Source organism: Cardiobacterium valvarum, assembly GCF_900460955.1.
GTDB classification, from domain to species: domain Bacteria; phylum Pseudomonadota; class Gammaproteobacteria; order Cardiobacteriales; family Cardiobacteriaceae; genus Cardiobacterium; species Cardiobacterium valvarum.
In genome coordinates this window covers 1,784,901-1,803,755 of record NZ_UFUW01000001.1, presented here as the reverse complement: position 1 = coordinate 1,803,755, position 18,855 = coordinate 1,784,901, and the positions used below count along the sequence as shown (strand labels likewise).

Genomic DNA, 18,855 nt, shown 5'->3' with positions numbered 1-18,855 from the left:
CACTGTCCGCGCAGTCACCACCATAATCAACAAAGGAACCCCCAATGCTCGCCGCTTATTGTCAGGCCGCCGCTACACGTGCCGCCCTCGGCATTCCCCCGTTACCGCTTACCGCCCAGGAGACCGCTGCGCTGGTCGAATTGCTCATCAGCCCGTCGGCGGATGAAGACCCTGCGTTTTTGCTCGATTTGCTCACCAATCGTGTGCCGCCCGGCGTTGATGATGCCTCCAGGGTGAAGGCGTCTTTCTTGGCTGCCGTCGCCGAGGGCAGTGTGCACAGTCCGCTGCTCACGCGTGAGCGCGCTGCCGAGTTGTTGGGTACGATGCAGGGCGGTTATAACGTCAAACCGCTGATCGATTTGCTTGATGACGCTACGCTGGCACCGATTGCCGCGCAGGGGCTGAAGCACACGCTGCTGGTGTTTGACGCTTTCCACGATGTGCAGGAAAAAGCCGGGCAGGGCAATGCCTTTGCGCGTGCGGTGCTGCAATCCTGGGCGGACGCGGAATGGTTCACCACGCGGGCGAAGGTGCCGGAAAGCATCACTGCGACGGTGTTCAAGGTGGCGGGCGAGATTACGACGGACGACCTCTCGCCCGCTCCCGATGCCTGGTGCCGCTCCGATATTCCGCTGCACGCGCTGGCGATGTTCAAGAATGCGCGCGCGGATGTCGTGCCGGATAAACCCGGCGAAGTCGGCCCCATCAGCCTGTTTGAGCGCCTCAAAGCGCAGGGGCATCCCGTCGCCTTCGTCGGCGATGTGGTCGGCACGGGCTCATCGCGCAAGTCCGCTACCAATTCGCTGATTTGGCATTTCGGCGCGGATGTACCCTTCGTGCCGAACAAGCGCAGCGGCGGCATCACCCTCGGCGGCAAGATTGCGCCGATTTTCTTCAATACCCAGGAAGATTCCGGCGCGCTGCCGATAGAGGTGGATGTATCGGCACTCGCCATCGGCGATGTCATCGAAATCCAGCCCTATGCGGGCAAGATTGTGAAAGATGGCGAAACGGTCGCCGAATTTGCCCTGCGCTCGCCGGTATTGCTGGACGAAGTACAGGCAGGCGGGCGCATCAACCTGATTATTGGCCGTGGCCTGACCGCGAAGGCGCGTGCCGCGCTGGGGCTGCCGCCGTCCACCGTGTTCCGCCTGCCGCAAGCACCTGCCGCCAGTAACGCGGGCTTTACCCTTGCGCAAAAAATCGTTGGCCGCGCCTGCGGACTGCCGGAAGGGCAAGGCATACGCCCCGGCACATATTGCGAGCCGCGCATGACTACCGTCGGCTCGCAGGACACCACCGGCACCATGACCCGCGACGAGCTGAAAGACCTCGCCTGCCTCGGTTTCTCCGCCGATATGGTGATGCAGTCCTTCTGCCACACCAGCGCCTATCCGAAACCGGTCGATGTCAAACTGCACAAAGAACTGCCGCCCTTTATTTCCACACGCGGCGGCGTCGCGCTGCGCCCCGGCGACGGCGTCATCCACTCCTGGCTGAACCGCCTACTTCTGCCCGATACCGTCGGCACTGGCGGCGACTCGCACACCCGCTTCCCCATCGGCGTTTCCTTCCCCGCCGGCTCCGGCCTTGTCGCCTTTGCCGCCGCGACCAGGGTGATGCCGCTGGACATGCCGGAATCCGTGCTGGTGCGCTTCAGCGGCACCCTGCAAGCGGGTATCAGCCTGCGCGACCTCGTCAACGCCATTCCGCTCTACGCCATCAAACAGGGGCTGCTCACCGTCGCCAAAGCGGGCAAGAAAAACATCTTCTCTGGCCGTATCCTCGAAATCGAAGGCCTGCCTGATTTGAAAATGGAGCAAGCCTTCGAGCTGACCGACGCCTCTGCTGAGCGCTCCGCCGCCGGTTGCACCGTCAAGCTGAACAAAGCACCGGTCATCGAATACCTGCAATCCAACATCGTGCTGATGAAAAACATGATTGCCGACGGTTACGAAGACAAACGCGCCCTCGAACGCCGCATCAAGGCAATGGAAGCGTGGCTGGCCGACCCACAACTCCTGGCAGCGGACGCCAACGCCGAATACGCTGCCGTCATCGACATCAACATGGACGACATCCAAGAACCCATCATCGCCTGCCCGAACGACCCGGATGATGTCTGCCTCCTCTCCGAGCGGGCCGGGACGCCGATCAACGAAGTCTTCATCGGCTCGTGCATGACCAACATCGGCCACTTCCGCGCCGCCGCCACCCTGCTCGCCGGACAGAGCGACCTGCCGGTGCGGCTGTGGCTGGCACCGCCGACAAAAATGGACGCGCGCGAACTCAGCGAAGAAGGACACTACAACACCTTTGGCCGCGCCGGTGCGCGCATAGAACCGCCGGGCTGCTCACTGTGCATGGGCAACCAGGCACAAGTGCGCGCGGGCACAACCGTGGTCTCCACCTCGACCCGCAACTTCCCGAACCGCCTCGGTAAAGACGCGAACGTGTACCTCGCTTCGGCGGAGCTGGCGGCCATCAGCGCCCGCCTGGGTCGCCTGCCGACGGTGGCAGAATACCGCGCTGCCATCAGCGCCATCGACCCGACGGACGGCGAGGTGTACCGCTATCTCAATTTCAACGAAATCGAGGACTACAACGCGGTAGCGGCGACGGTGGACGTATAGCTGCTATGGCCCATAAAAAATCCCGCTACGGCGGGATTTTTTTGTGGGCAGAATGGTTGCTAGGGCGGGATAAATGCTGGCTTCTTACACAGGGTGGGCTTCCGTCTACCAGATAGGTACCGCTGTTTTGCGCACGCAGTCTCGAAGCGTTTGTCCATGACAATCAGGCAGTTACGCTGCCATTGCCGACAAACGGCGACAGACAGCAGAAAAAATCATCGCGTATTGGTAAGACTGAAATTCAACATAATGTTCTCAAAAGATATTCCCGCGCAAATAAAATATATTCTCATGTAAAATACGCTCCTTTCCAACACGCAATAAAGAGGTAATCTGTGTATACCAAACTGGCACTCCCCATTGCCATCATGACCGCCCTTACCGCTTGCGGTGGCAGCGGCGGCAACGATAACCCTGCGGCAGGCGGCATCCAGCCGCCGCCCAACCAGAGCCCCCAGCGACCGCAAACGCCCAATGATCAAGCGGGGCAAAATAGCGGCGGTAATAACGCACAAACCCCGGGCGGCAACGGTAACCAAACCCCGGGCGGCAATGGCAACCAAACCCCGGGCGGCAACGGCAACCAAACCCCGGGCGGTGGTAACGGGAATGGTAAACCCCCACAAATTCCGCCGTCACCGCCGCCACACGAACCGAAAGCCCTCACCTACACCGTCAGTGCAGTGGAAGGCGGCAGCTACACCAATACCATCAGTATAGAAGGAAAGAGCGAGGCCGAAATCAATGAAATAAAAGCCAAAGTCCGCAATACGTTCTATTTCAAAAAAGGTAACGATATTGTAGAGATGCCGCTGCTTTCCGAAGACAAAAAAGAAAGCCCTGATAGTGTGACTGAGATGTATCACGAAGACACAAGAAATTTCGTACCAAGAGCCTACAAAGCCTTCCATGTCAGTGGCAGCAGCTATAAAAACGTCCGTTTCGGCTACGTCGCTCCGAAGACAGGCTCGTACAATTATCCAGACTTACTCTTCCACCAGGGCGACATTACCACCAATATGCCGAATGAAGGCCAGGCAACCTACCGGGGTAGTGCCGTTCATGTCTTGGCCCAGACGCAAGGCTCGGGTAATTACCCCGGCACATTGGAAGCAAAAGCTGATTTCGGCACGAAGAAACTCGATATTGCGGTTACAGCCGCCCCGCAAAAGCGGGATACGATATTCGCCGGCCTCAATATTAAAGGGGTGGATATCAAGGGTAGCCAGTTTGTCGGTAACCAGTTGGATGCCGAAAAACGGAGTGTTGTTAGCCGTAACAGTCAGGAGCTTGTAACACAACTTATCAAGGCCAATGTGGAAGGGGCATTCTATGGTGACCAAGCCGCAGAAATGGCTGGGACTTACAGCACATCGGATGCCAAAGGCGTTTTTGGCGGACACAAACAGCCATAAAAACAACGCACAGAAAAGCCTGCCGCATCCGGCAGGCTTTTTTATATCCGCAGGCAGTGTTTGCGAAGATTACCACCACCCCGCAGTCATGCGGCACGACGGCCTTCTTCAACCGACCAGCCACTGATGCAGCAGGAAGATGCCGGAGAGGGTGAAGACGGAGAGGACGTTGGTGGTGATCATGCTGACCGTGCCGCGATGCGGATAGCCGTAGTGCTGCGCGAAGATGGCGACGGTGTTTGCCATGGAGATGCCGCCCATCAGTGCGCCCGCAAAAATCACTTCTTCGCTGCCGCCGAGGAGCCAGATGAAGAGCGTGGCCAGCGCCGGCATGAGGAAGAGTTTGCCGATGGTGATTTGCGTGATGGCGATGACGTTACCCTCGATTTTGATACCGTTCAGACCGCAACCGATGACGAAAATGGCAACGGGGGCTGCAGCATCGGCGACGAGGCTCACCGCACGGTTGATCGGTGCGGGCAGTTTCCACTGAAACGCCGAGAAAATCATGCCGAGGATGAGGGCCACGATCAGCGGTTTGCGCAGCATGTTGAGGAGAATTTTGCCGAGACGCTGACCGAAGGTGCCTTCCTTGTTGTTGCCGTGTGATTCGGCGATGGCGAGGAAGAGCGGGATGAGCATGACGTTTTCGACCAGTGTGTTCAGTGAGAAGTAGATGCCTGCGTTGCCGCCGATGACACTGAGCAGGAGCGGGTAGCCGATGAAGGCGCTGTTGGAGAAGGTCTGGCCGATGGCGCTGACCGCCGCACCGCGCAGGTTCTGCCCGACCAGGCGGGAAAATACCAGGCCGATGAAGAAGCAGAGCAGTGTTGCTGCGCCATAGCCGAAGAGGTAAGAGGGAATGAAGACCTCACCCAGGCTTTTCTCCGAGAGGGCGCGGAATATCAGGGCGGGCAGGGCGATGCTGATGACGAAGCGCCCCAGTGCGGTTAGTCCTTCGAGGGTGAAGGCACCAGCGCGCGTGGCAGCGTAGCCGAAGGTGATAACGATAAAAATCGGGATGAGCGAAGTAACGATGTTAAGCATGATGGTGGTTGGTGGGTGGATGTGGCGCGCATTCTACGTTTTTTTAAAACGGTCGGCGCAGCCGCTGCTTGCCGACGGGCAGGGTGCCCAAAGGACGGAAGGGGGATAAAAGCTGCCAAGCGGGGGTAAATACGGGTCCGCCAAGCGGCATCACTTCGTGCCACCGGTTTTGTGTAGCCAGCTGTCAATATCTGCCGCGTGGCGGTGCAGCCAGGCCAGATTGAGGAGGATGGCCACCAGGACAAGCGGTGTGAGGGTGAGGAGCAGCGGCCATGAAAGGGGTTGTTGGCTCAGGTAACAGGCGAATAACCATAGCAGCAGCGGGAAGGTGAGGACGGCGGTGATGCCGCCCGGCACTGCGCGCCGGAAGCGCAGCACTTCGGCGATGTGGACAAGCAAATGCAGGGTGTGGCAGATGCCGAAAGCCAAGGCGAGTTCGGGGATATGCCAGTTGATGGCGATGAGCAACCCGATGGAGGCGAGCAGGTATTCTTCGGCGATTATTACAGCGATGGTTTCGGTGGAGGGGTAGTGCGCTTTGCCGGCGATAAAGAGTTCTTTCCGGTAGCGCGGGTCGTATCGGTGCTTTTCTATCCAGGGGCGGATCAGGATGATTTCGTCGAATTCATGCAGCATGAAGAGCGACAGGATGATGAGGGAGAGGTGGGCAATGGTCATGGTGGGTGTTGTTCGATAGGTGGAATAAATGCCGGGGACAGTTTTTGGGTGGAGATGTTGCAGGCAACATCCCTACATTTTTCTTTTTGCGCAGCACCATCGTGCTAATGGAAACCGCTCAAGCAGCGTAAATACCGGGGTTGCACGCTGGTGCAATAAGCCCCCTTGCGGGGGCTTATTTCATTTTTTGCCAAGCAGGGAGTCAACAACCGGGTTCATGATGGTTTCGGTGGACTGCCATTTGTTAACCACAAATGCGCCCTTGGCCAGCGGTTTGTATTCGGCATCGGCGATAGCTTGACCGTCTTTGTAGAGTTTGAGCTCTGCCCATGAGATATAGGTTTTCAGGCTCCACGAACGTTTTACCGTGTATTCAAGGGTGTACGGGCATTGTGATTTATCCGCTGTTTCTACCAAGTGGCTGTTGATGCCGTAGTGTTGCAAGCGGGTTTGGATGGTCGGGACAAAGTCCGTCACGATCACGTCGGGATTTCTGATGATGCAGATGTTATCCGGATGCACGTCTTTTGCGACAGCATGGCTATTCACGCTGCTGCAAGCGGCAAGGCCTATGGATACGGCGATAAGCGGTATATTGTGCTTCATGGTCAGTCATCTCAGAGCTCTTTCACTTCCCACGGCAGGCCGTAGGCAGCGAGTTCTTCTAGGAACGGGTCTGGGTCGAATTGCTCCATGTTGCGTACACCCGCCGCGCGCCAGGTGTTTTTCAGCATCATTTTCGCGCCGATCATCGCCGGTACGCCGGTGGTGTAGGAGATCGCCTGCGAGCCGGTTTCTTTGTAGGCTTCTTCGTGGTCGCAGATGTTGTAGATGTACACGGTTTTGTCTTTGCCGTCTTTTTTGCCTTTAGCGACGCAGCCGATGCAGGTTTTGCCTTTGGTACGCGGGCCGAGCGAGGCAGGATCGGGCAGGACGGCTTTCAGGAACTGGATAGGGATGATTTCGCGCCCCTCGTACATGACGGGCTCAATCGAGGTCATGCCGACGTTTTCCAGCACTTTGAGGTGGTTCAGGTAATTGTCGGAGAAGGTCATCCAGAAGCGCGCGGTTTTGATTTCCGGGAAGTGTTTGACCAGTGATTCGAGCTCTTCGTGGTACATCATGTAGATGTTTTTTTCGCCGATTTGCGGGAAGTCGAAAACGCGTTTGTGCGAAAGCGCCGGGGTGGTCTGCCAGGCACCGTTTTCCCAGTGGCGGGCGTCAGCGGTGATTTCGCGGATGTTGATTTCGGGGTTGAAATTGGTGGCAAAGGGCAGGCCGTGGTCGCCGGCGTTGGCGTCGATGATGTCGAGCTCATGGATTTCATCGAGCAGGTGTTTCTTGATATAAGCGGTGAAGACGTTGGTAACGCCGGGGTCAAAGCCGCTGCCGAGTAGTGCCATGATGCCGCGCGCGCGGTAGCGCCCGTCATAGGCCCATTGCCATTTGTATTCGAATTTGGCTTCTTCCGGCGGTTCGTAGTTGGCGGTGTCAAGGTAGTTGATGCCGGCAGCAAGGCAGGCGTCCATGATGTGCAGATCCTGGTAGGGCAGGGCGATATTGAGGACGAGTTGCGGGCGCAGTTCTTCAAGCAGGCGGGTGAGCGCGGGGACGTCGTCGGCATCAATCTGGCGGGTATCAATGGTCACGCCGTGTTTTGCCTTGACGGCAGCGGCGATGGCATCGCATTTCGCCAATGTCCGGCTTGCCAGGGTGATTTTGTGGAAGGTGTTTTTGTCTTCGGCGCATTTATGGACGACGACGTTAGCGACGCCACCGGCGCCGATGATGAGGACGTGGTTCATGATGGGTTCCTGTGTTGTGTGTAAGCGGTGATTTTAGCGGATTATGAGGGACGGGCGTCGCGTGGGTTTTGGATTAAATACGGCCAGGGATAAACAGGATTGTGCCGCTGTTGGAGCGGCCTATTGCCTACTCCCTGTCCGTCAGACCAAGGCAATCTTCTATTCCGCTGAAGCCGCTATTATCAGCACTTACGAAGCCCGGCAAGACCTCATAAATGTCGGGTTTGTGGTAGCTGCCAAGCAAGATGAAAGCTGTGTTTGTGAGCAACAGCCAAACAGAATAAATACTGGGTTATTGGATAGTGGCCCCAACATTTATCCCGCTTGGCTCGCCCTTAGAACGTGTTTATAGTCTTCGCAGCAGGATTCCCAAGAAAGCCAAAACGATCATCTGCAAGCTGGTACTCAACTTATGCCCGCAGTTTTTCCAAAGCCGCCTGTGCTTTTCCAACCAGGAAAAACTGCGCTCTACTACCCATCGCTTCGGCAATACCGCAAAACGGTGCAATTCGTTTCGTTTGGCAATCTCTACCTCCGCACCCATCAACTCCTGTACCGACGAAGCAAATGCCTTACCCGTGTAACCACCGTCAGCAAGGATTTTTTGTACCGCACCAAGATTATCTCTGTCGCGTTCCAAGGCGAGTAGGCAGCCTTTTCTATCCGTAACATCCGCTGCCGTCACCGCAAGGGCATGCGGCAAACCCTGCGTGTCAACCGCTATATGCCGCTCACTTTTCTGCCGGCATCGTAGCCTTTTTCCATAACCGTATCCGTGTTCTTCACACTCTGCGCATCAATAATCAGGAAGGTGGTTGCTTCATTACGTCCCTGCTGGCGACGTGCTACGGCCATCTGCCATCTGATTTCTTTAATGCTTCCTCTTACGAACCCAGGTTTTATCTCGCTTGGCGGTGAACCCAAAATAGAGAATTGCACAAGGAGGCCCTTCCTTCGGAGGGGAAGGATGGGGGCAGCGAACAAACTATGCAGCGGAAAATCCAGTATTTATCCTGTCTGACGCGAGCCTAGGATTGACGTCGCTTGGCGCAGAAAGCCCCATTAGGGAAGGCTTTTGCAAAGAGGGGGCAAATCGCGATAGCGGTAAAACCCGGTAACCGCACTACTTAACACCCATCACCTGCAAACCCCGTACAATTCCGCCGAACTTACAATCAGGAAGTATCTCCATGAACAATCTTAATGCCTACGACCGCCCCGGCTTCTTCTACCTCTGGTCCTTCCTCATCCCTTGCGTCTGCTGGCTGGCAGCGGGCTATATTAGCCACACCCCTGGTCTTGATATCCACACCACCCTGCAAGGCGCCCTCGGCATCATAGGTTTGGCTGCGCCGACTGTCGTCGCCGCTTGGCTATTCCTGCAAAAACCGGTACTGCTCGCCGACCTCAAACCTCGCCTCAGCCTGCGCACCATCCGTCTGCGCTACCTGCTCGCCGCCGTGTTTATCGGCCCCGTTACCCTCGTTCTCGCCCAGCTTATCTCGCTTGCCTTCGGTTACAGCGCCGGGCAATTCCGCATCACCGGTCACCCCAGCTTCACCAGCGCCCTTTTCTCGCCGTGGCTGCTGCTCGCCCTCGCGCCCTTGCTCGAAGAACTTGCCTGGCACAGCTACGGCACCGACGTACTGCTTGCCCGCTTCCGCCTCATCACCGCCAACCTCATCTTCTTCGCCTACTGGTTTCTCTGGCACGTCCCGCTTGCCAGTATCAAAGGTTACTACCAGGCTAACCTCGTCGCCGAAGGCTGGCAACACGGTATCAACTTCATGGCAAGCATGATCTGCTTCGTCTTCATCATGAACTGGCTTTATCTCAAAAACGCGCGCAACATCTGGATTGCCGTCGTCTTTCACCTCTGTGCCAATCTCGGTAACGAAATCTTTGCTACCCATCCGGACAGCAAAATTATCCAAACCGGCCTCTTTGTCCTCATTCTCGCTTGGCTTATAGGCAAAGAAAAAACCCTTTTCTTGCGTCATCTTTCCCAACAAAGCGGGGAGAATCCGTGAAAAATACCCCTTTACCGCGCTTATCGCCGCAAACCTTGTCGCGTTTCCTCGCCGCCATTCCGGATGAATTAAAGATGGATAGTAAAGACAAGCCGAAGGCCGTACAGATGTTTAACGATATATGCAAAGAGACGCCTGGCGGCGTCTCTTTTCTGTATCGCGGATAAGCGGGGCAGGGCGTTCAACTGGCCTGTGGTAGCGGCAGGTTTTCGCCGTAGTCAATCTGGATGTCGCTGTCGCGGTCAAGCTGGATGCGTTGCCAGCTTTGTGGTGCGGCAAGCAGGGCCAGGCACAGTTTGTTGTTGAGGTCATGTCCGGATTTGTAGCCCTGGTAGTGGCCGATGAGCGGCGCGCCGAGCAGGTAGAGATCGCCGACGGCGTCCAGCAGCTTGTGGCGCACGAATTCGTCATCAAAGCGCAGACCGTGTTCGTTCAGGACGCGGTAGTCGTCCACAACGACGGCGTTGTCGAGACCGCCACCCAAGGTCAGGCCATGGCTTTGCAGGTATTCGATGTCGCGCAGGAAACCGAAGGTCCGGGCGCGGCTGATGTCGCGGATGTAGCGGCGGCTGGTGAAGTCGAGGCGGGTGTGGTTGTTGCGGTGGCGGAAGACGGGGTGGTCAAATTCGATGGTGAAGTCGAAGCAGCAGCCGTTGTGCGGGCTGAGGCGTGCCCATTTGTCGCCTTCGCGCACTTCGATGGTGTCGCTGATATGGATGAAGGTTTTCAGCGCATCCAGTTCGCGGATACCTGCCTGTTGCAGGAGGTAAACGAAGGGAGCGGCGCTGCCGTCCATGATGGGGACTTCCGGCGCGTTCAATTCGATGGTGAGGTTGTCGATGCCGAGGCCCGCCAGGGCGGACATGAGGTGCTCGATAGTAGCGACACGCACGCCGTCTTCGTTGGCAAGTGCGGTGCAGAGCTGGGTATCGCGCACGAGGTCGGCGCGGGCAGGGAGTTCGACAACGGGGTCAAGGTCGGTACGGCGGAAGCGGATGCCGCTATCGGCAGGCGCGGGCAGCAGGCGGATGTCCACCCGTCTGCCGCTGTGTACGCCGATTCCGGAGCCCGCAATGGGCTCGCGGATGCTGCGTTGTCTGGCCATCAGTGGGTACGGCGGCGCAGGATTTTGCTGAGGCTGAAGCCACCGCTGTCGTTGTCGTTGCGGTAGTCGCTGCGATCGTCGGCGCTGTCGTCGTAGGCGTTGTTGTCGCTGTTGGCGCGCACACCAAAGCCGAGATCGCTCAGGTCGGTGTAACCGCCGGCGTTGCGGCTACCGCCGCTGCTGTTATTGCTGTTGGCGTAGGTGCCGAAGGTGTCGCCGAAGTAGCCGTTGTCGTCGCTGCTTTCGATGCCGGTTGCAACGACGGTGACGCGCAGGGTGTCGCCCATGTTGTCATCAACGATGAGGCCGATTTTGAGGTTGACTTGTTCGGGGTCGATGATGTCGTAGATGACGTGGCCGACCATGTGGTATTCGGCGGTTTTGACGCTGGAGCTGGCGCTGACGTTGACGAGCAGGCCGCGCGCCGAGGCGAGGTCGATATTTTCCAGGAGCGGCGATGAGATGGCACGTTCGGTGGCGGCGCGGGCGCGGTCTTCGCCTTTCGCTTCGCCCGAGCCCATCATGGCGATGCCGCGTTCGCTCATGATGGTTTTGACGTCTTCGAGGTCGGTGTTGATGACACCGAGTTTCTGGATGATGGTGGCGATGCTGTACACGGCGTCGCGCAGGACGTTGTCCACGGCTTTGAAGGAGCCGATAAGGGTGGCGTCTTCGCCCATGACGGAGGTGATGCGGTCGTTGGGGATGACGACAAGGCAGTCCACTTCGCTTTTCAGCACTTCGATGCCCGCTTCGGCTTTGCGCATACGCGGCACGCCTTCGAAGGTGAAGGGTTTGGTGACGATGGCGACGGTGAGGATGCCCATGTCGCGGGCGACGTTGGCAATGACCGGGGCAGCGCCGGTACCGGTGCCACCGCCCATGCCGGCGGCGATGAAGACCATGTCGGCGCCGTTTAAGGCGTCACGGATTTTGTCACGGTCTTCTTCGGCGGCCTGACGGCCAACTTCGGGTTTGGAGCCTGCACCCATGCCGCGCGTGGTTTTGACGCCGAGTTGCAGTTTGTTCTGGATGGGGTTTTCTTGCAGGACTTGTTTGTCGGTGTTGGCCACGATGAGTTCTACGCCTTGCAGGTCGAAATCCATCATTTGTTTCAAGGCGTTGCATCCGCCGCCGCCGATACCGATGACTTTGATCATGACGGGGGATGTGTTGTCGGTCTCGTCCATTTGTATTGTGAAGGCCATGTTTTACCTCTTGTGTGCCAGTGAGCCAATGTGTGATGCGTTAGGGTGACAGGTAACGCTTTAAAAAGTTTGTAACGTTTTGGATTATACCGTCGTTTTCTTCTTTGGCCCAAACGTAGTCCGAGAGCGGAACTTGTTGCAGGTAGAAGAGGCCGAGGGTGGTCACCATGCCCGCGTCGCGTTGCAGGTGTTCGGGCAGGCCTTCGATGGGCGGGGGGATGAAAACGCGTACCGGGCATTCGAAGTGTTCGCCGGCGGCTTCGGCGAGGCCGGGGATTTGCGCGGCGCCGCCGGTGAAGATGATGCCGCCGTCAAGCATTTTGCGCAGGCCGACGCGGTGCAGTTCTTTGTTGATGTGGGTGAAGTGGTTTTGGTAGCACATGGCGAGTAGCTCGACCATGTCGTTGCCGGCGAGCTGGCGGTCGGGCAGATGGCCGGTACTGGGCAGCGGGATGCGGTGTTGCTGGCTGTATTTGTTGCGCAGCGCCCCGTAGCGACATTTGAGGGTTTCGGCAGCGGGGCGCGGGGTGCGCAGGGCGGTGGCGATTTCGCTGGAGATTTGTTCGCCGCCGATGGGCAGGGTGGCGGCGTGCATGGGCTGATTGTGCAGCCACAGCATGATGTCGGCAGTGCCGGCGCCGAGGTCAACGGTGCAGATGCCGAGTTCGCGTTCGTCCGTGCTGCTGGCGGCGTAGGCGGAGGCGAGGCCGGCATAGACGATTTGTTCGATTTCGATGCCGGCTTCGCGTACGCACTGGCTGAGGTTGTCCATGGCGGCGCTGCGGGCACTGATGACGTGGACGCGGGCGTCGAGTTCGTCGGCGGTCATGCCTTTGGGGTCGGTGATGCCTTTGTGACCATCGACGATGAATTGTTGTTCGAGGACGTGCAGCAGGGTTTGCCCGCCTTTGTGGGCGAGGTTGCGCGCGCGCATGACGGCGTGGACGACATCGTTGTTGCGGATGCGGCGGTTCCTGATGTGTGCCTGACCGTCGCTGTTGACACCGAGGATGTGCTGGCCGCTGATACTGATGATGGCGCTGTTGATTTTGACGCCGGCTTCTTGTTCGGCGATGGCGACTGCCTGACGGATGGCGGCGGTGGCGGCGGGGATGTTGGTGACGATGCCTGCCTTGACGGCACCACCAGCGGCAACCCCGCAGCCCAGCACTTCAAAATAGCTGTGGTTGCTGCCGATTTCGGCGATGGTCACCCGTGTGCGTGAGCTGCCGAGGTCGATGACGACTTTGATGGCCTGTTCGTTCATTTTTTCTCTTTTGTCTTGTCTTTTGCTTCTGTGGTCACGGGTCTGACGCCGGCTTTCCAGCGCACGGAGAAACCGTCATGATAGCGCAGGTCAATGGCGTCAATGTACGGATGGTAAGGTTTGATGACTTTGTCGTTGACCACGACGAGTTTTTTCAGACGTTCGTTTAGTTGGTCACGACCAAGGATGATGTCGGTACCGCCGCTCAGTTCGGCATGCCAGACGAGGCGCGGGTCGAGGGTGAGGCGGGCGACATCAAGATGGCGTGCGGCAAGCCACGGTGCGATGTCTTCGTAATATTGCAGCACCTGCTGCTCGTAGCCGTCCGGCCCTTGCAGTTTGAACAGGCCGCGCAGCTTGTCGCTGTCAGGCACGGTAAACGGTGTGCCGCTGGCGTCAAGGAAGCCTTCCTTGCCCCAGCGCACGATGGGGACGCGTTCGACGAGTTTGATTTCCACCGCATCCGGCCAGCGCTTGTACACACCCGCCTTGGCAATCCAGTCGAGCTGCTGGATTTCGCCGGCGAGCAGCGACACATCCATATGCAGCAGATCCTTCTGGTGGTGATGGCGGATGATGTCGCTGATGTCGGCCATATCGCCGTAGCGCAGCGGTTCGGCAATGATGACGCGTTTCAGCGGGAAAAATGCCTGCTGCGTCAGGCGCTGATAGGTCACATAAATCCCGTAAGCGATGCCGATTAGCAGGAAAACAGCCAGTGTGCATTCGCCAATCAGCCAGGCAATTTGCCACAGCGTGCGTTCCTCGCGCGGCACGCTGACCGAGGAACGGCTCAAATAGCGGTTTTTCGGAGACGTGGCCATGACTTACAACGTCTGCGCGAGGATTTTCAGCACGACCGCCTGAAAATCGAGTCCCGCCGCCTTGCCCGCCAGCGGCACCAGCGAATGCGAGGTCATGCCGGGCGCCATATTGATTTCCAGCAGCCACGGGCGGTTCGCTTCATTGAGAATAAAATCGACGCGTGCCCAGCCTTTCGCGCCGATGCTGGCAAACGCACGCCTGGTGAGCGCCTGAATTTCCCCGCTTAACGCCGCATCCAGCGGGGCAGGGCAGAGATAGCGGGTGTTGTCGTCGCGGTACTTGGCGTCATAATCGTAGAACTGATGACTGTTGGCGGGGCGGATTTCCACCACCGGCAGGGCCTCGTCGCCGATGATGGCGCAGGTCAGCTCACGGCCAGCCACCCACGGTTCCGCCATGACCTTCTCGCTGGCGCCGCCCGCCTTGGCATACGCCGCGGCCAAATCCTCCTGACCGGATACGCGGCTGATGCCGACGCTTGAGCCTTCCAGCGCGGGTTTGACCGCAAACGACGACGCGCCCAAGCGGGTGACCAGCGCGTCGAACGACGTCGACCCGTCAATCACCATATCCGGCTGCACCGGCAGCCCGTCCGCCGCCCACAGCCGCTTGGTCAACACCTTATCCATGGCAATCGCGCAAGCGGCGACGCCCGCGCCTGTGTAGGGAATGGCTAACGCATCCAGAATCGCCTGCGTCTGTCCGTCCTCGCCGCCGCGCCCGTGCAAAATCACAAAAGCGCGCGCAAAACCGCGTTCCCGCAAAGAAAACAGCGCCTGCCTATCCAGCGTATCCACCAAATGCGCATCCACGCCTGCCGCACACAGCGCCTCGTGCACCGCTGCACCGCTGACCAGCGATACCTCGCGTTCCGCCGACATCCCGCCATACAGGACAGCGACCTTGCCAAAATCCATACTCATTGCGTTACCCCATGTTCCATAACCATATCTTTGGCGACGCGGCCAATATCGCCCGCGCCGAAATAAATCACGACATCACCGTCTTGCAACAAATTATCGTACAAGTGCTGATTAATTGCGCCCTTGTCGGCAATCAGCACCGGCTCGACCTTGCCATGCGCGCGGATGGCGCGCGCCAGCGCCCTGCTGTCCGCACCAGCAATCGGCGCCTCGCCCGCACTGTACACATCCGTGAGCACCAGCGCCTCACAATTCGCCAGCACCTCGGCAAAATCATCCAGACAATCGCGGGTGCGGGTGAAACGGTGCGGCTGGAACACCGCAAAAATCCGCCGTCCGGCAAAGCCTTCCTTCGCCGCTGCCAGCACCGCGCGAATCTCGTTCGGATGATGCCCATAATCCTCGAACACCTCGGCCGTGCCGTGCTCATGCGCAATCACGCCGTGATACGTAAAGCGCCGCCCGACGCCCTTGAACTGGCGCAGCCCGGCGACAATATCCTCATGCGGCAACCCCAACTCGCTGCACACAATCAGCGCCGCGAGCGCGTTCAGCACATTATGCTTGCCGGGCATGGATAGCGACAGCGGGAACGTCTCGCCGCGCGCCTTATCGACTACATCAAACAGCATATCCAGGCCGACCTGACGCACATTCACCGCGCGCAAATCCGCCTGCTCCGAAAAACCATACGTGCGCACCGGCCGCCCGACCTCGGACAACACCGAACGCACCCCCTCATCATCCACACACATCACCGCCAGCCCGTAGAACGGCAAATTGTGCAAAAAGCGCACAAAACCCTGCTTCAAATTATCGAAACTGCCGCCGTAATTCTCCAGATGATCCGCATCAATATTCGTTACCACCGAAATCATCGGCTGCAAAAACAAAAACGACGCATCCGACTCATCCGCCTCCGCGACCAAATACTGCCCGTCGCCCAGGCGCGCATTACTGCCCGCTGCCGTCAGCACCCCGCCGATGACAAACGTCGGGTCCAGCCCGGCATCGGCGAGGATGGAGGCAATCAAACTCGTCGTCGTTGTCTTGCCGTGCGTACCCGCGACCGCAATCCCGAAACGGAAACGCATCAACTCGGCCAGCATCTCGGCACGGCGGATGACCGGAATCCCCAGCTCGCGCGCGTGCAGCACCTCAGGATTCGCCGGATCAATCGCCGATGACGTCACCACCACCGACGCATCACCCACATTCTCCGCACTATGGCCGAAAAACACCGTGGCGCCCTTTGCCTGCAAACGCTCCGTATTGGCGGACGGTTTCAAATCCGAACCGCTTACCGCATAACCCAGCGTAATCAGCACCTCGGCGATGGCACTCATGCCGACCCCGCCGATCCCGACAAAAAACACATTACGCACACGACGCATCTGGCGGCGTTCAATCCGCCCAAAATGAATATCAGCACTCATCTGAAAAACCTGAACCTGAAAAGTGAGTTAAAAACAAACCCCGCGACAAAACCCCGTGAAGAGGAGTTGGGGGAAACAGAAAACCCGCATGGCGAGAAAGAAAAAACATCCGGATAGCCCCCGCCAAGCGGGACAACCACGCGAAAAAACCTCTCCCGCTTGCGGGGGAGGGCAGGGCGGGGAAGCCCCGCGCCAGCGAGAAAAAGAGCCAACATAACAAAAAACTAGCGCGCCGCCTTGCCCGCCAGCAGCGTTTCAACCTCGGCCAGAATCCGTCCCAGCGCCTTCGCATGCGAACGGCTGCGGGCGCGGTCAGCCTGCATCAACAGCGCACCGCGATCCTGACGGGCAGCAATCAGCCCGGCCAGTGACTCCGCCGACAAATCCCGCTGCTGTACCACCACCGCTGCGCCGGCATCCACCAGCGCTTGCGCATTTGCCGTCTGATGATCATCAACCGCAAACGGGAACGGCACAAACAGCGCTGCCAGCCCGGCAGAGGCGACCTCGGCGACCGTGAGCGCACCCGAACGGGCAATCACCCAATCCGCCGCACTATAGGCCGCCGCCATATCCACAATAAACGGCACCACCTCGGCCTCGACACCCGCTGCCGCATACGCCGCGCGCGCCTCATCCAGCCAGCGCTCGCCGACCTGATGCGTGACAGCGGGACGGGACTCGACCGGCAACAGCGAGAGTGCCTGCGGCAGCAGCGCATTCAGCGCCTTCGCCCCCTGCGAACCACCCAGCACCAGCAAACGGACCGGCCCGCGATGCCCCAAAAAACGCTGCGCAGGCACAGGCATTGCAGCGATCTCAGGGCGTACCGGATTACCCGTGACCACAAACTGCCCCCCGGCCAGCCCCATCCCCGCTGCCGCACGGCCATCAGCGAGCAGCACCCGATTGGCGACCCGTGCCAGACGGCGGTTAGTCAGCCCCGCCACCGCATTCTGCTCATGCACCACCAGCGGCACCCGCCGCCAGTGCGCCACCAGACCGCCGGGGCCGGAAGCAAACCCGCCCATGCCGATGACCACATCAGGACGCAGACGACGCAACACCGCGTTTGCCCGCCAAAACGCGCGAGCGAGCATAAACGGCGCCTGCAACCAGCCGGGCAGACCCTTGCCACGCAGCCCGCGTACCGCGATGTCATGCAAAACAAAACCCGCAGCAGGTACCTTCTGCCCCTCAAACCCCTTGGCATTACCGAGCCAATGCACCTCGGCGCCCAAATCGCGGGCGGCACTGGCCACAGCGAGGGCGGGAAATACGTGCCCGCCGGTGCCACCGGCCATCATCAACACCCGCTTGCCCTGCCAGCGGGCGGGATCAAGCGCGTCCAGAACATTCAAAACACTTGCGGCAATAGGCATGAAAACTCTCGAAAATGTGTGAGTAGAAACCAGTCATCGGCGCGGACAAGTTAGCGGTGGCAACCGGTACGCGCGAAAAAAACCGCGCAATTATCCCGCGTAACAGCGTAGTGCACAAAAAAAAACCGCCCGGCTGCTTTTGCCGGACACATGCTGCTCATGAAAAAACCGCGTGGTTATCCCGCTTGGCATTGTTTGCAGCGGTACCCACGCGGTAGTGAAGAGCAGGAATTGTCAGAAGTTGTAAGTCGCGCCGACCATGCCGCTGTATTCGGTTTTTTTATCGGTCATCGGGCTGTCTTTGACTGCGCCGGAAAGTTGTTCGGCGCGCGCGCCGACGAAGGTGCTGATGTGCGGGCTGATTTGGTATTGCGCGCTGAGGTCAATATAAGGATTGATGCCGCCTTTGGCGTTATAGGCGGACAAGCCGCTGCGCGCCGCTTCCTGTGCGCTCACGCCGTAGTAGTACTGGTTATATTTTTTGCTGGCATAGGTCGCACCTACGGCCGGGGTGATGGCAAATTGCGGGCTTACTTCCCAGGTATAGCCGTATTGCGCATCTATTTGTGTGCCTTTGCTCTTGCCGGAGATGTCTTGCGAGATGCCGGTTTGCAGGCTGCCATAGCCGGTGTCGAGGCTGTAATTGAGGTTGGCGCTGACGCCCGCTTTGCGTTTGTCCAGTTGTTGCAGGCGGGCGTCGCGGCTACGGTTCGGTTTGAATTCGTTGCCGCTGAACCCCGCACCCAAGGTGAGAGCCTGGTTTTCGCTGTTGTAGAGTTTGACACCGGCTGAGCCGCCGTCGAAGTAGAAGTGCTGGTCTTCGTAGTGCAGCAGCGGTACTGCACCCCAGCGGCTGCTGTCGTAGTCTTTGTACACGCCGCTGTTGTAGCCGGCACCGATGCCGAGGCTGAAATGGCTGTCGCTCTCTTCATTGGCATGGGCGCTGACAGCTAGGGCCAGCAGGGCAAGGAGTGCGGGTTTGGTGTGGTTCATGGTGTCTCCTGATATTGGGCTGAAGGGGTGTGCCGCCATTCGTCGGCGGTAACGGGATATTACACCGCTTGTCGTGGCTGTGCAGATAGTGCAAGGAGCTGCGGAAAC

The 18,855-nt window shown here is 58.7% G+C and carries 16 protein-coding genes and 1 pseudogene; 4 read left to right on the top strand and 13 right to left on the bottom strand.

Going from position 1 to position 18,855, the window contains the following annotated elements; all coding sequences use genetic code 11:
• The first annotated feature begins 44 nt into the window (after window positions 1-44).
• A complete protein-coding gene (gene acnB, locus DY250_RS08770) occupies window positions 45-2,633 on the top strand; it encodes a bifunctional aconitate hydratase 2/2-methylisocitrate dehydratase (protein WP_115611968.1) in 2,589 nt (862 codons plus the stop codon).
• Between the two features lie 335 nt (window positions 2,634-2,968).
• The gene (locus tag DY250_RS08765) at window positions 2,969-4,048 is read left to right on the top strand and encodes a transferrin-binding protein-like solute binding protein (RefSeq protein ID WP_115611967.1); all 1,080 of its coding nucleotides are present in this window, start codon (window positions 2,969-2,971) and stop codon (window positions 4,046-4,048) included.
• 108 nt (window positions 4,049-4,156) lie between these two features.
• Here DY250_RS08765 and DY250_RS08760 read toward each other — a convergent pair whose 3' ends face one another.
• The 5 genes and pseudogenes from DY250_RS08760 to DY250_RS08740 all read right to left on the bottom strand — a co-directional run.
• Window positions 4,157-5,095, bottom strand: coding sequence for an AEC family transporter (locus DY250_RS08760; RefSeq protein ID WP_115611966.1), 939 nt, complete (start codon window positions 5,093-5,095; stop codon window positions 4,157-4,159).
• 150 nt (window positions 5,096-5,245) lie between these two features.
• Complete coding sequence (locus tag DY250_RS08755; protein WP_115611965.1) at window positions 5,246-5,773, bottom strand: HXXEE domain-containing protein; 528 nt, start codon at window positions 5,771-5,773, stop codon at window positions 5,246-5,248.
• A gap of 180 nt (window positions 5,774-5,953) precedes the next feature.
• Window positions 5,954-6,379, bottom strand: coding sequence for an Sbal_3080 family lipoprotein (locus tag DY250_RS08750; RefSeq protein ID WP_115611964.1), 426 nt, complete (start codon window positions 6,377-6,379; stop codon window positions 5,954-5,956).
• An 11-nt stretch (window positions 6,380-6,390) separates the two neighbouring features.
• Window positions 6,391-7,578, bottom strand: coding sequence for a saccharopine dehydrogenase family protein (locus DY250_RS08745; RefSeq protein WP_115611963.1), 1,188 nt, complete (start codon window positions 7,576-7,578; stop codon window positions 6,391-6,393).
• Between the two features lie 346 nt (window positions 7,579-7,924).
• Window positions 7,925-8,436: pseudogene (locus tag DY250_RS08740) on the bottom strand (IS5 family transposase); the annotation flags it as partial.
• Between the two features lie 332 nt (window positions 8,437-8,768).
• On the opposite strand from DY250_RS08740, the gene DY250_RS08735 reads away from it, so the two are divergent.
• On the top strand, window positions 8,769-9,608 hold the full coding sequence (locus DY250_RS08735; protein ID WP_115611961.1) for a CPBP family glutamic-type intramembrane protease: 840 nt from the start codon (window positions 8,769-8,771) through the stop codon (window positions 9,606-9,608).
• Window positions 9,605-9,775: a hypothetical protein gene (locus tag DY250_RS14045; RefSeq protein WP_172542306.1), complete on the top strand. Its 171-nt coding sequence runs from the start codon at window positions 9,605-9,607 to the stop codon at window positions 9,773-9,775. The genes DY250_RS08735 and DY250_RS14045 overlap by 4 nt, the downstream gene beginning before the upstream one ends.
• A 14-nt stretch (window positions 9,776-9,789) precedes the next feature.
• Here DY250_RS14045 and lpxC read toward each other — a convergent pair whose 3' ends face one another.
• The 8 genes from lpxC to DY250_RS08695 form a co-directional block, all read right to left on the bottom strand.
• Window positions 9,790-10,713, bottom strand: coding sequence for a UDP-3-O-acyl-N-acetylglucosamine deacetylase (gene lpxC / locus DY250_RS08730; RefSeq protein WP_115611960.1), 924 nt, complete (start codon window positions 10,711-10,713; stop codon window positions 9,790-9,792).
• Window positions 10,713-11,921: a cell division protein FtsZ gene (gene ftsZ / locus DY250_RS08725; protein WP_115611959.1), complete on the bottom strand. Its 1,209-nt coding sequence runs from the start codon at window positions 11,919-11,921 to the stop codon at window positions 10,713-10,715. Before ftsZ ends, lpxC begins: the two co-directional genes overlap by 1 nt.
• A gap of 40 nt (window positions 11,922-11,961) precedes the next feature.
• Window positions 11,962-13,188, bottom strand: a complete 1,227-nt coding sequence (gene ftsA, locus DY250_RS08720; RefSeq protein WP_115611958.1) for a cell division protein FtsA — start codon at window positions 13,186-13,188, stop codon at window positions 11,962-11,964.
• Window positions 13,185-14,012, bottom strand: coding sequence for a cell division protein FtsQ/DivIB (locus tag DY250_RS08715; RefSeq protein WP_115611957.1), 828 nt, complete (start codon window positions 14,010-14,012; stop codon window positions 13,185-13,187). The genes ftsA and DY250_RS08715 overlap by 4 nt, the downstream gene beginning before the upstream one ends.
• A 3-nt stretch (window positions 14,013-14,015) precedes the next feature.
• Window positions 14,016-14,936 (bottom strand): D-alanine--D-alanine ligase, encoded by a 921-nt coding sequence (locus tag DY250_RS08710; RefSeq protein WP_115611956.1) that lies wholly within the window; start codon window positions 14,934-14,936, stop codon window positions 14,016-14,018.
• Window positions 14,933-16,372, bottom strand: a complete 1,440-nt coding sequence (gene murC / locus DY250_RS08705) for a UDP-N-acetylmuramate--L-alanine ligase (RefSeq protein ID WP_115611955.1) — start codon at window positions 16,370-16,372, stop codon at window positions 14,933-14,935. Before murC ends, DY250_RS08710 begins: the two co-directional genes overlap by 4 nt.
• 224 nt (window positions 16,373-16,596) lie before the next feature.
• The gene (murG, locus tag DY250_RS08700; protein ID WP_115611954.1) at window positions 16,597-17,754 is read right to left on the bottom strand and encodes an undecaprenyldiphospho-muramoylpentapeptide beta-N-acetylglucosaminyltransferase; all 1,158 of its coding nucleotides are present in this window, start codon (window positions 17,752-17,754) and stop codon (window positions 16,597-16,599) included.
• A gap of 234 nt (window positions 17,755-17,988) precedes the next feature.
• Entirely contained in the window at window positions 17,989-18,747 is a 759-nt protein-coding gene (locus DY250_RS08695; RefSeq protein WP_172542303.1) for a MipA/OmpV family protein, read from the bottom strand.
• Between the last annotated feature and the right edge of the window lie 108 nt (window positions 18,748-18,855).

What these genes read in the sequence shown, in the direction of transcription:
- DY250_RS08760 (WP_115611966.1), bottom strand. Translation starts at nt 5,095, where the DNA reads ATGCTTAACATCGTTACTTCGCTCATCCCGATTTTTATCGTTATCACC.
- DY250_RS08755 (WP_115611965.1), bottom strand. Translation starts at nt 5,773, where the DNA reads ATGACCATTGCCCACCTCTCCCTCATCATCCTGTCGCTCTTCATGCTG.
- DY250_RS08710 (WP_115611956.1), bottom strand. Translation starts at nt 14,936, where the DNA reads ATGAGTATGGATTTTGGCAAGGTCGCTGTCCTGTATGGCGGGATGTCG.
- lpxC (WP_115611960.1), bottom strand. Translation starts at nt 10,713, where the DNA reads ATGGCCAGACAACGCAGCATCCGCGAGCCCATTGCGGGCTCCGGAATC.
- murC (WP_115611955.1), bottom strand. Translation starts at nt 16,372, where the DNA reads ATGAGTGCTGATATTCATTTTGGGCGGATTGAACGCCGCCAGATGCGT.
- DY250_RS08745 (WP_115611963.1), bottom strand. Translation starts at nt 7,578, where the DNA reads ATGAACCACGTCCTCATCATCGGCGCCGGTGGCGTCGCTAACGTCGTC.
- murG (WP_115611954.1), bottom strand. Translation starts at nt 17,754, where the DNA reads ATGCCTATTGCCGCAAGTGTTTTGAATGTTCTGGACGCGCTTGATCCC.
- ftsA (WP_115611958.1), bottom strand. Translation starts at nt 13,188, where the DNA reads ATGAACGAACAGGCCATCAAAGTCGTCATCGACCTCGGCAGCTCACGC.
- DY250_RS08750 (WP_115611964.1), bottom strand. Translation starts at nt 6,379, where the DNA reads ATGAAGCACAATATACCGCTTATCGCCGTATCCATAGGCCTTGCCGCT.
- acnB (WP_115611968.1), top strand. Translation starts at nt 45, where the DNA reads ATGCTCGCCGCTTATTGTCAGGCCGCCGCTACACGTGCCGCCCTCGGC.
- DY250_RS08735 (WP_115611961.1), top strand. Translation starts at nt 8,769, where the DNA reads ATGAACAATCTTAATGCCTACGACCGCCCCGGCTTCTTCTACCTCTGG.
- DY250_RS08695 (WP_172542303.1), bottom strand. Translation starts at nt 18,747, where the DNA reads ATGAACCACACCAAACCCGCACTCCTTGCCCTGCTGGCCCTAGCTGTC.
- DY250_RS08715 (WP_115611957.1), bottom strand. Translation starts at nt 14,012, where the DNA reads ATGGCCACGTCTCCGAAAAACCGCTATTTGAGCCGTTCCTCGGTCAGC.
- ftsZ (WP_115611959.1), bottom strand. Translation starts at nt 11,921, where the DNA reads ATGGCCTTCACAATACAAATGGACGAGACCGACAACACATCCCCCGTC.